The 13,511-nt window shown below is 39.9% G+C and carries 10 protein-coding genes and 2 rRNA genes; 1 reads left to right on the top strand and 11 read right to left on the bottom strand.

Annotation, left to right across the window (positions count from 1 at the left end):
• Nucleotide 1: 1 nt before the first annotated feature.
• The 4 genes from ATS76_RS04065 to ATS76_RS04080 form a co-directional block, all read right to left on the bottom strand.
• A complete protein-coding gene (locus ATS76_RS04065) occupies nt 2–328 on the bottom strand; it encodes a hypothetical protein (RefSeq protein WP_058404852.1) in 327 nt (108 codons plus the stop codon).
• Nucleotides 329–495: 167 nt separating this feature from the next.
• Entirely contained in the window at nt 496–1,998 is a 1,503-nt protein-coding gene (locus ATS76_RS04070) for an alanine/glycine:cation symporter family protein (RefSeq protein WP_058551160.1), read from the bottom strand.
• Between the two features lie 535 nt (nt 1,999–2,533).
• Nucleotides 2,534–3,661 (bottom strand): M14 family metallopeptidase, encoded by a 1,128-nt coding sequence (locus ATS76_RS04075; protein WP_058551167.1) that lies wholly within the window; start codon nt 3,659–3,661, stop codon nt 2,534–2,536.
• 212 nt (nt 3,662–3,873) lie between these two features.
• Nucleotides 3,874–5,316, bottom strand: coding sequence for a glyceraldehyde-3-phosphate dehydrogenase (locus ATS76_RS04080; protein ID WP_058404850.1), 1,443 nt, complete (start codon nt 5,314–5,316; stop codon nt 3,874–3,876).
• A 174-nt stretch (nt 5,317–5,490) separates the two neighbouring features.
• Between ATS76_RS04080 and ATS76_RS04085 the strand changes: the two genes are divergently transcribed.
• On the top strand, nt 5,491–6,291 hold the full coding sequence (locus ATS76_RS04085; RefSeq protein ID WP_058551161.1) for a DUF2989 domain-containing protein: 801 nt from the start codon (nt 5,491–5,493) through the stop codon (nt 6,289–6,291).
• Between the two features lie 71 nt (nt 6,292–6,362).
• Here ATS76_RS04085 and ihfA read toward each other — a convergent pair whose 3' ends face one another.
• The 7 genes from ihfA to ATS76_RS04120 form a co-directional block, all read right to left on the bottom strand.
• A complete protein-coding gene (gene ihfA, locus ATS76_RS04090; RefSeq protein ID WP_002960690.1) occupies nt 6,363–6,662 on the bottom strand; it encodes an integration host factor subunit alpha in 300 nt (99 codons plus the stop codon).
• Nucleotides 6,663–6,664: 2 nt separating this feature from the next.
• Complete coding sequence (gene pheT, locus ATS76_RS04095) at nt 6,665–9,052, bottom strand: phenylalanine--tRNA ligase subunit beta (protein ID WP_058551162.1); 2,388 nt, start codon at nt 9,050–9,052, stop codon at nt 6,665–6,667.
• Nucleotides 9,053–9,067: 15 nt separating this feature from the next.
• Nucleotides 9,068–10,048: a phenylalanine--tRNA ligase subunit alpha gene (gene pheS / locus ATS76_RS04100; protein WP_058404847.1), complete on the bottom strand. Its 981-nt coding sequence runs from the start codon at nt 10,046–10,048 to the stop codon at nt 9,068–9,070.
• Between the two features lie 84 nt (nt 10,049–10,132).
• Nucleotides 10,133–10,843 carry a DnaA inactivator Hda gene (hda, locus tag ATS76_RS04105; protein ID WP_171034596.1) on the bottom strand — a complete coding sequence of 237 codons (711 nt, stop codon included), beginning with the start codon at nt 10,841–10,843 and terminating at the stop codon, nt 10,133–10,135.
• Complete coding sequence (locus tag ATS76_RS04110) at nt 10,843–11,898, bottom strand: DUF2066 domain-containing protein (protein ID WP_058551163.1); 1,056 nt, start codon at nt 11,896–11,898, stop codon at nt 10,843–10,845. Before ATS76_RS04110 ends, hda begins: the two co-directional genes overlap by 1 nt.
• A gap of 778 nt (nt 11,899–12,676) precedes the next feature.
• A 5S ribosomal RNA gene (rrf, locus tag ATS76_RS04115) occupies nt 12,677–12,791 on the bottom strand.
• A 146-nt stretch (nt 12,792–12,937) separates the two neighbouring features.
• A 23S ribosomal RNA gene (locus ATS76_RS04120) occupies nt 12,938–13,511 on the bottom strand; the annotation flags it as partial.

Here is a 13,511-nt window from a genome sequence, read left to right on the forward strand (position 1 = left end):
GTCATCTTTTCTTTTTAAGAGTCACTAAAACAATACGGTTAATAAGATACCAAATACACCCTACGCCAATGGCGATGGTGTAAGCATACCACTCAAGGGTTTCTTTTTGCGGTTGTAAAAAATACAAACAGAAAAAACCACCCAAAAATATGATAAGTGCTAAGAAGGAGTGATTTATAAACATCTGCTTTTTTTTAATTTGCTGTTCGCGCTGAAGTTGTTGAACCTGCTCGTCATTTAGCTCTGAAATGTTACTTTCGCAATGCGGGCATTGCTTGTATTTATCTGAAATTGATTTTGCACATTTTGGGCAACGAATTATCGCCATACATCTCTCCATACTACGCATAAAAAAAGCGCCTTGCGGCGCCTTTATTGTACTTGTTTTATTTGTCGTTGTCTTTTTTCAATTTAAACCAACAATAGATAATATGACTTTCTGTTATTGGCTTAAATCCACTTCCCCACAAACTAGCAAGTACGTTGTATATTGAATCACTCAGTATCTTTAGATTGCTTTTCAAGACGCTTTTCCCAAAAAGTAGCATTTTTTATGCCTAACTTAACTGGGTCGAAAGTTATTTTGCCGCCTTTTTTCTTTTGATCTTCGTAATCGCTTAAACATAGTAGTGCTGGTTTTGCGACAAAAAATATAGCTAAAATGCCTAATATATTGATCCATGCCATTAAACCTACGCCTATGTCGCCAATAGTCCAAATATAACCCGAGCTATTGACCATACCGTACGCAACCATAAACATAATCACAAACTTCACAATAACGAGTGGAATACTGCCTTTAAAATAACGATTTAAGTATGCAATATTAGTTTCGGCAATGAAGTAGTAAGCTAAAATTGTAGTGAACGCAAAGAAGAACAGTGCAATGCCTACAAATGCTTCGCCAAACCCGCCAAATACGCTGAATAATGCCATTTGTGTAAATGCTGCAGAACCGACTTCTGTTGCTGCATCAACATTTTGTACAATAAATTGGCCTGCAGGTAGCTCGCCAACAATGTTGTATTGTTGTGTTAATAAAATCATAAGTGCAGTTGCGGTACATACAAAAATGGTATCTACGTAAACTGAAAAAGCCTGAACTAAACCTTGCTGTGCTGGGTGGTCTACCTCTGCAGCAGAGGCTGCATGAGGCCCAGTACCTTGGCCTGCTTCGTTTGAGTATATTCCACGTTTTACACCCCAACCAATTGCAGCACCAAATCCTGCTTGAGCTGTAAAGGCGTCGCTTATAATCATGGCGAAAATATCTGGTACTCTATCGATGTGTAAAAATACAACAATTAAGGCAAGTACAATGTAACCTAGTGCCATAAACGGCACTACAATTTGGGTAAAGTTAGCAATACGTTTTATGCCACCGAAAATAATAAAAGCTAAAACGATAAGAATAATAGCCAGCGCAACTAACTTAAAGCTGCCTACATCGCCAAAGCTCGTCGATACCATAGTCCCGTCGCCAAATACTTGAGTAAACGCATTACCTACTGCATTTGCTTGTACACCAGGAAGGAACACACCACACGCAACAACGGCAGAAATAGCAAATAGGATGGCTAGCCACTTTTGCTTTAAACAACGGTCAAAGTAAAACGCAGGTCCACCACGGTACTGGCCGTTTTCTTCTTCTTTATAAATTTGACCCAGCGTTGACTCGGCATAGGCCGTACTTGCACCTAAAAATGCAACAACCCACATCCAAAAAATTGCCCCCGGACCACCAAAACCAATAGCTGCAGCAACACCGGCAATGTTACCTACACCAACTCGCCCCGATAAAGACACAGCCAGTGCTTGGAAAGAAGAAATGCCTTTTTCAGATGTGTTAGGACTAAATAATAACTTACACATTTCTTTAAAATGTCGAACTTGGGCAAATCGAGTTAATACAGAATAAAACAAGCCCGCGCCAAGGCATAAGTAAATAAGGGCATTACTCCAAACAACATCATTAACAGCGCTTACAAAAGCTTCCATGAATATCCTCTATAGTTATATTTTTTATTATGAATTACGAGACTCTGTTTTAGCTACTCAGAATGCGCGATACAAAGCGATTAAAAATCAGGCTTCAATGCGCCTATCTTTAATTCGATTGTTATTGATATTAACTTAAGTTGGCTAACTTTGTTAACACTTAATTTTCATATTTAGAGATAAAACGTGCGCTTTGGCGTCGTGTTTGAGGGTTATTTAACCAGTAATTTGAATTATATGAATATGCTAAGGACTTATACAGCGTGATTAAAATCTATTTTTGATTGAAGTGATTTATAAAAAGGGCTTTATATCTATTCGCTTAATTAAGTTATCTATTTTAAAGCTAGAAAAGCGTGTTAATAGCTCGGCAAAAAATTCGCTATTTAGTTGCTTTTAATAAGAGTTTTGACGCAAGTAGCGACACGTTTAGCCTAGTAAAATGATTATGTATTATTGCGGATTGGTATTATGTTAATTCGTTGTAGATTTGAATAAAAAAAGGCACCAAAAATTGATGCCTTTTCTAAATACTCTATCTGAGCGTATCAACCACATTTACAATGGCTGCTAATGTGTCTTGACCAAACTGGTACGAACGACGATCTGACCAGCCATAATCTGGATCAGGTAAATCGTTGTTATCTTTAAACGGCATTTCAATGGTGTATGTAAGCGCTTTAAACTCTTCAGCCGTTGCCGACGAAGCCACGGTTAACAAAGCCTCACCTGGCTCATCTTTCGGGTAGCCGTGCTCATCTTGAAACTCAGGTGTTATTATTAGTAACGCCGCTTTAAAGTTATCTTCTAAGTTTTTAAGGCGCTCGTCGTAACTTGGAATACCTTCACTGCCTGCAACAAAGTTATAAGGAATAGCTTCATCACCATGAATATCAAGGTGCATATCTAAACCTGTTTCGCGCATTTTATTAAGCACAAAATAGACTTCAGGGCTGTTTTCAATCGATGGTGTTTGCCATTCACGATTTAAGTTAACACCTTTAGCATTGGTACGTAAATGTCCGCGCACACTGCCATCAGGGTTCATGTTTGGCACAATATAGAATACTGCTTTTGATAATAATGCTGCAGCATGCGGGTCTTCGTCATCAAGTAATTTATGAAGTAAGCCTTCTACAAACCATTCAGCCATTGTTTCACCTGGGTGCTGACGTGCAGTTACCCAAATGACTTTTTTATCTTCACTTGGCTCACCTATTTTTAGCACGCTGATATCGCGCCCATCAAGTGTTTTACCTAATGTTTGAAGTTGGCAAGCACCTTGAGCTTGTGCCCAAGAAAGTAAGTCTAAATGGCGGTCGTAGCTGTATGGTGCGAAGTAAGCAAAATACACACTGCCGCACTCTGGCTCTATTTCAAAGCTTAGCGTGCCATTTTCATAGCTTGATGGAACACGAAACCATGTTTGGCGATCATAAGAAGCAACTGCTTGGTAGCCCTCCCAACCATCTGGGTATGCTGATTTTTCAAGCTGATTAATATTAAGCTTATGTAATTGATAAGGCGTTGTTTCTAATCGAAAGTGAAACCACTGGTAAAATTCAGAATTGTGATCGTTATTGATCTCTAATTGAATATTAAGCGGATCGGTTGCATCAATGACCTTGATATTACCACTGTCGAAATTACTGCTGATTTTCATGAAAAAACCTTTAATTTGAATAAGCTCATCTGCATTGTAACTAGCAGAACTAACATCGCGAGCAATAATACTCGCACTAAACACAGCGTATTATGAAATAACTACGCTCGCTGTATTTTAATGGTTAAAGCGTAGCATAAGGCACACACTTTAAAAATAATGACACATTAAAAAAGCCAGCTAAACGCTGGCTTTTGAATACTAAATATACATTAGCGTGGTAGGCTTGGGAATGACACTTCAGCCATATCTCGCATACAACGAACTACTTGGCAGCTATAGCCAAATTCATTATCGTACCATACGTATAAAACGATACGGTTATCGTCAACAATTGTTGCTTGCGAGTCAACAACACCAGCATAACGGCTACCCACTAAATCGGTAGACACTATTTCTGTAGACGCTGTGTAATCAATTTGATCACGTAAGTCTGAATGCAGTGCTGTATCGCGTAAAAATGCGTTTAGCTCTTCAACCGACGTACTTGTGGCTAAGTTTAGGTTCAATATAGCAAGCGAAACGTTTGGTGTAGGAACGCGAATCGCGTTACCTGTTAACTTGCCTTCTAGCTCTGGTAACGCTTTAGATACCGCCTTTGCCGCACCCGTCTCAGTAATTACCATGTTCAGGGCCGCAGCTCGACCACGACGCTCTGCTTTGTGATAGTTGTCAATTAGGTTTTGATCGTTTGTGTACGAGTGAACCGTTTCAACGTGGCCATTATTAATACCAAACTTGTCGTTTAATGCTTTTAACGTTGGCGTAATCGCATTTGTTGTACAACTTGCTGCACACACAATTTTATCTTCAGATAAAATATCTTGGTTATTTACACCATATACGATGTTTTTAATATTACCTTTAGCCGGTGCCGTTAGTAATACTTTAGCCGCACCTTTACACTCTAAATGCTGACCAAGACCTGCTTCATCTTTCCAAATACCTGTGTTATCAACAATTAACGCATTCTCGATACCGTATTGTGTGTAATCGATTTCGCTAGGCGAATTTGCATAAATAACCTGAATGTAACTGCCGTTCGCTTTAATTGCATTACGTTCTTTATCAATAGTGATTGAACCATTAAATGGGCCATGAATTGAATCACGACGCAATAAACTGGCACGTTTTTCGAGGTCACCCTCTTTACCGCCACGCACAACGATTGCACGTAGACGTAAATCGGCGTAAGGGCCCGATTTTTCAATTAATAAGCGAGCAAGCAAACGGCCAATACGACCAAAGCCATAAAGGACTACATCACGTGGCTCTTTTACAGTCGAATTGGCTATTTCTGCTAATTCATCTTTAACAAACTCTTCAACTGAACGGCCGTTTGCAACGTCGCCGTATAAGTAGCTATATGCCAGCTTACCAATATCAATACGAGCAGAGTTTAATTCCATTTTGCTGATTGCTTCTAAAAACGGGAAGCTTTCGCGTAAACGTAATTTTGTGCCTTCAAATTGTGCAACAGTTTTGTGAGATTTAATAATTTCAATTGTACTGGCATTTACGAGAGGACGGCCATATACAGCAATTTCAATACCACGATTACGGTAAAGCTTACCAATAATAGGTTGCATACTTTCAGCGTAATCTTGGCGTTCTTGCCAACTATTTGTGTATTCTAACTCGTGAGATGAGGTCATTTTATTTACCTAAATTTATCATTTTGAACGGATAGCCTTTAAAAGTGCACTATATTTTGAGAGTAATGCACTTCAGGCACAGCTATTCTAATTTAATCTGAAGTTATTCTCTACTGTTAGGCGTTAAATGATTGCGCTAGAATAGCTGTGTAGATATTTATTTGGGGTTAAGGAATGCTAAAAAGAGCAAGTATATTACTTGGATTACTAACATTAGCGGGTTGTGAAGACCCTGTGACGCTGGCACAAGTTTGTAAGGAAACACCCGGTTTTTGTGCTGATTTAAACAAAGATAGTCATTGTAAGGACGAGCGTGCTGAAGTTATTTTAAAGCGTTACAGTGAATACAAAGAGCCAACGGATGAAAATAAATATCAATTATTAAAAGAATTTGAGACATACAACCAATGTATAACACTGGCGGCTAAAATTGAGCATATAAAGCTCAAAGCAAAAAAAACGTCTCGAATAGATGGGCAGCTTACTAGCATTAAAGAAATGACACGCCTTTATCAAGACACTGTAAATACAACTCACCCCGGTTTACTTTATTACCATTGGTCAAGAAACAATAATCAAGGTGCATTAAGTAAGCTTTTAGCCATAGAAAACGATCCAAGCGTTACCCAAAGTGCAGAGATGCAGTTCTTTTTAGCGTCTTACTATATTAAGTTTGATGACGATAAAACCATTGATTTACTCTATAAAACATTAGAGCTAAATGAAAAAGGGAACCTACCTAACCCTGAAGTATACACCTCATTAATTAGCCTTTTTTATAAACATGATAAATTTAAACATGCCTATATATTTTCAAAAGTGGCACAAATGTCGGGTATCGAAAATATAGATTTATTTGAAATAGAACAAGAGCTGTTAAGCACAGGTAAAAACTTATCAGGCCTTGATTCACTTGCTGAGCAAACCTATCAACAAGTATTAGAAGGTGAATTTGTATCACCTAGAGAATTTTAACAAAACACACAGCCGCTTACCTAAACGTTAAGCGGCTGTGTAATAAAAAAGGCAGCTTTCGCTGCCTTTTTTTATTTTGCTTTGCTGGTACCCACTTCAACACGGGTCTTTAATTTTTGACCCGGTCTAAAGGTGACAACACGACGCGCCGAAATAGGAATGTCTTCGCCTGTTTTCGGATTACGCCCTGGTCTTTCTTTTTTGTCTCGAAGATCAAAGTTACCAAATCCAGAAAGCTTAACCTGCTCTCCTTTTTCTAGCGCTGAGCGGATTTCTTCAAAAAACGCTTCAACTAAATCTTTGGCATCTTTTTTATTGATCCCGAGCTTTTCAAATAGGTGTTCAGCTATGTCGGCTTTAGTAAGCGCCATATCTAGTCCCTCAACGATGCATTAAACTTTTCGGCCAATTCGGCCACCACGTTATCAACTACTAGATTGATATCTTTCTCTTCGAGTGTTCTATCAACCGCTTGCAGTGTTAGAGCAATCGCCAAACTCTTATAATTTGGCTCAATACCTTTGCCCTTATACACATCGAATAAGTTTAGGTCAACCAATTGATTTCCGCCAACTTTTTCTATAGCGTTTAAAATATCGCCAGATTTAACGCTGTCGGCCACTAAAATCGCGATGTCGCGACGGTTTGAAGGAAATTTAGACACGCTTTGAGCTTGTGGTAAATTTCTTTTTTCAATTGCTGACATTTCAATTTCAAATACAAAAGTTGCGTTATTGATATCTAACGACTTTTGCGCTTGAGGATGTAATGCACCAAAAAAACCAACCTTTTTCCCATCAACATAAATAACAGCTGACTGGCCAGGATGAAGTCCATCAGATTGTTCAGCTTTAATTTCAAAACGGCTCACGTCATTTGTAATAGCAAGTAATGCTTCAACATCACCTTTTAAATCGTAGAAATCAACGTTTCGTTTTTCTTCAACCCAATGCTCTCCATGTGCTAAACCAGTAATAACCCCACCAATCACAGGTACTTGGCATACACCATTTTCTGCATTTTCATCGCTTATAAATTTAAGGCCATGCTCGAATAACCTAAGGCGAGGTTGTTGACGATTTTGGTTGTATGCAACAGACGCTAATAAACCCGGCATTAAGCTGACACGCATAGCCGACATTTCAATTGAAATTGGGTGCGGTAATACAAGCGCATTACTATCTGGGTGTAAAATAGCTTGTGCCTTAGGATCAACGAAGCTGTAAGTAATCGCTTCTTGATACCCACGCGTTACTAACGTATTACGGAATTTGCTTAGCGCAATGCTCGCTTCGTTATGCGTTGTCATTTTAAGTTTTGCAGTTGGTGCCACATTTGGAATACTGTTGTAACCGTATACGCGCGCAACTTCTTCAATTAAGTCTTCTTCAATGCGAATATCAAAACGGTAACTTGGTATGTCCGCACTCCAGCTATCATTTTCTACTTTAACATCAAGGCCTAAACGGGTCAGAATATCAGTCACTTTAGCATCATCAATATGATGACCTATTACGCGGTCTAAACGAGAACGACGTAAACGTACTTCAGTCACTTTTGGTAATTTATCGGCTGCAACAGCTTCAACTACAGGACCTGCTTGACCACCAACAATTTCTAAAAGTAACGCTGTAGCACGCTGCATTGCATCATGTTGTAGTGCAAAGTCTACTCCACGCTCATAACGATGTGACGCATCGGTATGTAAACCGTAGCTACGCGCTTGCCCAGCAATTGCTACCGGGTTAAAGAACGCACTTTCAAGCAGTATGTCTGTTGTTTTTTCAGTAACGCCAGATTGCTCACCACCAAAGATACCAGCAATTGCGAGTGCTTTATTATGATCGGCTATCACAAGTGTTGATTCTTTTAATTTAGCTGCATTGCCATCAAGTAATACAAGCTCTTCACCAACATTAGCATTACGTACTTTAATACCGCCTTCAATTGTATTTAAATCAAAAGCATGCATCGGGTGACCAAGTTCTAGTAGTACATAGTTTGTTATGTCAACAACCGGATCGATTGAACGCACGCCACTACGGCGTAGTTTTTCAACCATCCAAAGTGGTGTTTCTGCATCAAGGTTAATTCCCTTAATTACACGACCTAAATAACGAGGACAAGCATCTTCATTAACTAGTTCAATTGATACTTTATCGTCAATTGTTGGCGTTACGGCTGGTATTTCTAATACATTTACATCTGTACTATTTAAAACGCCTACCTCACGTGCAAGGCCTTTAATGCCTAAACAGTCACCACGATTTGGCGTTAAATCAACATCAATGATGTTATCGTCAAGGCTTAGATATTCACGTAAGTCAGTCCCAATTGGTGCATCACTTGGTAACTCCATGATGCCTTCACCCTCTTCGCTAATACCTAGCTCGTCGAATGCACATAACATCCCATGAGAAGGCTGACCGCGTAGCTTCGCTTTTTTAATTTTGAAATCGCCAGGTAACACAGCACCTACGGTTGCTACAGCAACTTTTATGCCTTGGCGACAGTTTGGCGCACCACATACAATATCAAGTAGTTCATCACCACCAACATTAATTTTTGTTACACGTAGCTTATCTGCATCAGGGTGCTGGCCACATTCAACAACTTCACCAACAACAACACCATTAAACTTGGCTGCAGCTGGCTCAACGCCGTCAACTTCAAGGCCGGCCATAGAAAGCTGTTCCGACAGAGCTTGCGTATCAATAGCAGGGTTTACCCACTCTCTTAACCACTTTTCACTAAATTTCATTTTATTGCTTCACTCTTAACGGAACTGGTTTAGGAATTTTAAGTCATTTTCGAAAAATGCACGTAAATCGTTTACGCCATAACGCAACATTGTTAGGCGCTCTACACCCATGCCGAATGCAAAACCCGTGTATTTCTCAGGATCAATACCCACAGACTTAAGAACATTTGGATGTACCATGCCACAGCCTAATACTTCTAGCCATTTGCCGTCTTTGCCCATTACATCGACTTCAGCCGAAGGCTCTGTGAATGGGAAAAATGAAGGACGGAAACGAATTTCCATGTCTTCTTCAAAAAAGTTACGCAAAAAGTCGTGTAAAATACCTTTTAGCTCAGTAAAGCTAACGTCAGTATCTACCATTAAACCTTCTACCTGATGAAACATCGGAGTATGCGTTTGATCGTAATCGTTACGGTATACGCGCCCAGGAGATATGATACGAAGCGGCGGCTGCTCTGTTTCCATAGTTCGTATTTGCACACCACTGGTTTGGGTACGCAGTACTAACTTAGGATTAAAATAAAAGGTATCGTGATCAGCGCGCGCAGGGTGATGTTCTGGAATATTTAATGCATCAAAGTTATGAAAGTCATCTTCAATTTCTGGACCTGATTTAACAGCAAACCCTAACTCGCCAAAAAAGCTTTCAATACGCTCAATAGTACGTGTTACTGGATGCAAGCCACCCGCTGGCATTACACGACCAGGAAGAGTTACATCAATAGTCTCTGCAGCTAGTTTTTCTTCTAGTGCTTTACTCGCTAATAATTCACGCTTTTCGTTAATTGCAACTTGTACATCTTGTTTAGCTTGGTTTATCACTTGCCCTGCTTCTTTTCGTTCCTCAGGTGCAATTTTTCCTAACGTTTTAAGTAAGCTGGTGATTTCGCCTTTTTTTCCAAGGTAATTAACCCTGATTTCTTCTAGTTGCGCGATTTCACTGGCACTGGCTACAGCCTCAAGTGCTTGCGCTAATATATTTTCTAAGTTCATTGGGTACCTGATCTTTCACAGAGGGTGATTGCTGTTAACTAATAGCTTATGATAACTGAAAGCAGGGTCTAGATTCTAGACCTACTACAGCTTTAACGTTGATTTTATAAAAGGAATTGTTAATTTTCTTTGCGCTGCCATAGATGCGTGATCTAATTTGTCTAGAACATCTAATAATGCTCGCATATCGCGGCTCAGGCGGGTTAATAAAAACCGCGCACATTCATCACTTAATTCAAGCCCACGCATGTGTGCACGTTTAACTAAAGCTTGAGCTTTGTCATCATCACTCATTGAACGTATTTGAAAAGTGGTTCCCCAAGTTAAACGTGACTCTAGATCTGGAAGCGATATATTTAGCATATTTGGTAATAGGTCAGCTGTTACAACCAACATTTTACCGGGTTCATTAAAGCGATTAAAAAAATTAAATAAAGCTTTTTCCCAAGCATCGTTGCCTGCGACTAGATGGACATCGTCAATACATAGTATATCCAGTGCTTCTAGTCCATCTAAAACCATAGGCCCAAAGTTAATAACCTCACGCATGGAAAGCAGCATATTTGAAAGGCCACGCTCTTGCGCCTTTATGCATGTAGCGTACAACAAGTGAGATTTTCCTGAGTCACCTAAACCACACAAATACGTATATTGAAATGTATTCGCCAATTCAGAAAAACTTGCTTTGAGATGATTTACCTCTAATGAATCTTCGCCACCGAAGTACGATGCGAAAGTTTCGTCATCTGGTAAAGTAACAGGCAAAGCCATTTGCATTGGTTCTTGATTTAGCACTATGGTTTTACCCATTGATACTCAAGGCTGCTTTTGTCTACTACATGATAAAAAGCACGCGGGTCGATATAATCTTTAAAAGCAGAATCGAGACCTAGCGCTTTTTTTAAATCTGTAACATTTCCTGTATGGCTCAGTTTATATTCAACAAATTCTGTTGTTCTACGGATAATGATTACATCGGTAACCACACTAAGACTTTGTAAACGTCTTTTCGCTAACTCAACATCTACAAAATTGTTAGTCCCTTTTAAGGTTAAAATAGCCGAAGCTTGTTCATAATATGCATTAGGATCAATTGCGTACTCACTGGCAAGCCCTCTTGCTAATGTATCAATCATTTGACTAACAATTTGTTGTTTATCGCCAACTAAGCGATTTTCGTCAAACAAGTCATCATTCGTGAATCGCCAATCTAGAACCCAGTTATTGCTGTTGTTGTCTTTATACATTTTTGCAGTGATACTTCTTTCAGCACTATAACGCTGGGACGCTTCCTCGATAGGCCCTGAAAAATTACCCCAAACCTCTGGTATTCCTACTAGACGTCTATCTTGTAAATCCAGTAATGGCACAACAACAGGTAAGCCACGTCTTCGTGCACTGTCGTAAATTAATTGCTCCAACTGTGGATAGCTCTCTTGTGTGACTAGCTCTCTTCGCCAATTATCTTCAATACCTAGCCAAATAGCGACTAGCGGACGTTGTGAACCCCACAGAGGTAGACTTAATTCTTTTATAAGCGCATTAATTTTACGTGCTTCAAATTTAACAACTAACTTTAACTGACCCACGGTACGCTCATCGTATTCAAATTTGAGCATGTAATCAGAAATATCTTTAGTTCGCTGTTGAGCTAATCGATTTTGATCGGCTGTTTCATCACCGCTCACTTTAACTAAAACATTAAGTAAAGCTTTACGGCTTGCCGCTAATCGACTATCTCTTGATTTATCATCAACCTTTAAAATATCTTGATATAGATCAGTGACTTCAACTGCAGAAACAGAAAAACAAATTAAAATGGATATTGCGGTAATTAATAATCTATACACTGTATGTTAGTTCTTGGTTTTAAACTGATTTGATCCTAAATCAAAGCCAGTAACAAAGCAAAATTATATTTGTTACTGAGATATGATGTTCCGTATAGGTTAAACCTTACCCACAAAAAGGTAATTAGACACAGCCCGAAGTTTACAAATTAATCGACTTAGCAAAATTGGAATAAAGAGTACTATCATACTAGGTCAGATGCTGCTTTTTGCATTGCTATTCTAGGTTACAAAAACAAAAGTAATAACATATGCGACATTGTCTATGCGTCGGAGTCGCTTCGCTTGCCCGACCTACGCAATAGGTGGTGAATGAGAGAGTATGACTTATCCGCAAACTACTTTTCTACAAACGTAAAAAAACGACTATTTCTAGTCGGGGCCCGCCTTCTATCTATTTATTAAATCAATGTTAGCAAAAAAACCGACACATTGCTGTAACGGGTTTCTCTTACTTGAAGTCGGTTCGCTACGCAGTAGAATGTTGTGGAGCCCACCGCGGTGAAGAGTAGCAGTGAAATGTTGCACTACCATCGCTCAATGCATTCGATAGCCAAAACACTGTTCACAAAGAGGCGCAGCACTTTAGAGACGCTACGCTTTAGAGAAGGAAATGCTTAATATTACTCTTCTATGAAATAAACGTAAAAAAGTCAGACTCTTTCGAATCGAGCTGTTTTGTTTGACTACTGGGTTCGGCATGGCCTCTTGGCTATTTACTAAACCCTAGAAAGCAAAAAACCCGTCACATTGCTGTAACGGGTTTCGCTTATTTGAAGCCTGGTAATGTCCTACTTTCACATAGCAAATGCTACACTATCATCGGCGCTGTTTCGTTTCACTACTGAGTTCGGCATGGAGTCAGGTGGGTCCAAAACGCTATTGTCACCAAGCAAATTTGGGCGTTAATCCGTATTCCTACGTACTAACTGAATTTGGAAAATATCTGATAATATTTTTTAAGTCTTTCTGTCAGTAATATCTACTTTAGTTATTAACTTCTGTCTTAAACTATCACACAAAACGCGTTTGGCGTTGTATGGTTAAGCCTCACGGGTAATTAGTACAAGTTAGCTTAATGGCTCACACCACTTCCACATCTTGCCTATCAACGTTGTAGTCTTCAACGGCCCTTCAGAGACTTTAAAAGTCTAGTGAGAACTCATCTCGAGGCCTGCTTCGCGCTTAGATGCTTTCAGCGCTTATCAGTTCCGAACGTAGCTACCGGGCAATGCCATTGGCATGACAACCCGAACACCAGCGGTTCGTTCACTCCGGTCCTCTCGTACTAGGAGCAACCCCTCTCAATTCTCAAACGCCCACGGCAGATAGGGACCGAACTGTCTCACGACGTTCTAAACCCAGCTCGCGTACCACTTTAAATGGCGAACAGCCATACCCTTGGGACCGACTTCAGCCCCAGGATGTGATGAGCCGACATCGAGGTGCCAAACACCGCCGTCGATATGAACTCTTGGGCGGTATCAGCCTGTTATCCCCGGAGTACCTTTTATCCGTTGAGCGATGGCCCTTCCATTCAGAACCACCGGATCACTATGACCTACTTTCGTACCTGCTCGACGTGTCTGTCTCGCAGTTAAGCTGGCTTCTAC

The organism is Pseudoalteromonas sp. 10-33 (genome assembly GCF_001469195.1).
Lineage (GTDB): Bacteria > Pseudomonadota > Gammaproteobacteria > Enterobacterales > Alteromonadaceae > Pseudoalteromonas.

Bases quoted from the DNA above. Each gene is read 5' to 3' on its own strand.
- ATS76_RS04065 (WP_058404852.1), bottom strand. From the start codon at position 328: ATGGCGATAATTCGTTGCCCAAAATGTGCAAAATCAATTTCAGATAAA.
- ATS76_RS04070 (WP_058551160.1), bottom strand. From the start codon at position 1,998: ATGGAAGCTTTTGTAAGCGCTGTTAATGATGTTGTTTGGAGTAATGCC.
- ATS76_RS04075 (WP_058551167.1), bottom strand. From the start codon at position 3,661: ATGAAAATCAGCAGTAATTTCGACAGTGGTAATATCAAGGTCATTGAT.
- ATS76_RS04080 (WP_058404850.1), bottom strand. From the start codon at position 5,316: ATGACCTCATCTCACGAGTTAGAATACACAAATAGTTGGCAAGAACGC.
- ATS76_RS04085 (WP_058551161.1), top strand. From the start codon at position 5,491: ATGCTAAAAAGAGCAAGTATATTACTTGGATTACTAACATTAGCGGGT.
- ihfA (WP_002960690.1), bottom strand. From the start codon at position 6,662: ATGGCGCTTACTAAAGCCGACATAGCTGAACACCTATTTGAAAAGCTC.
- pheT (WP_058551162.1), bottom strand. From the start codon at position 9,052: ATGAAATTTAGTGAAAAGTGGTTAAGAGAGTGGGTAAACCCTGCTATT.
- pheS (WP_058404847.1), bottom strand. From the start codon at position 10,048: ATGAACTTAGAAAATATATTAGCGCAAGCACTTGAGGCTGTAGCCAGT.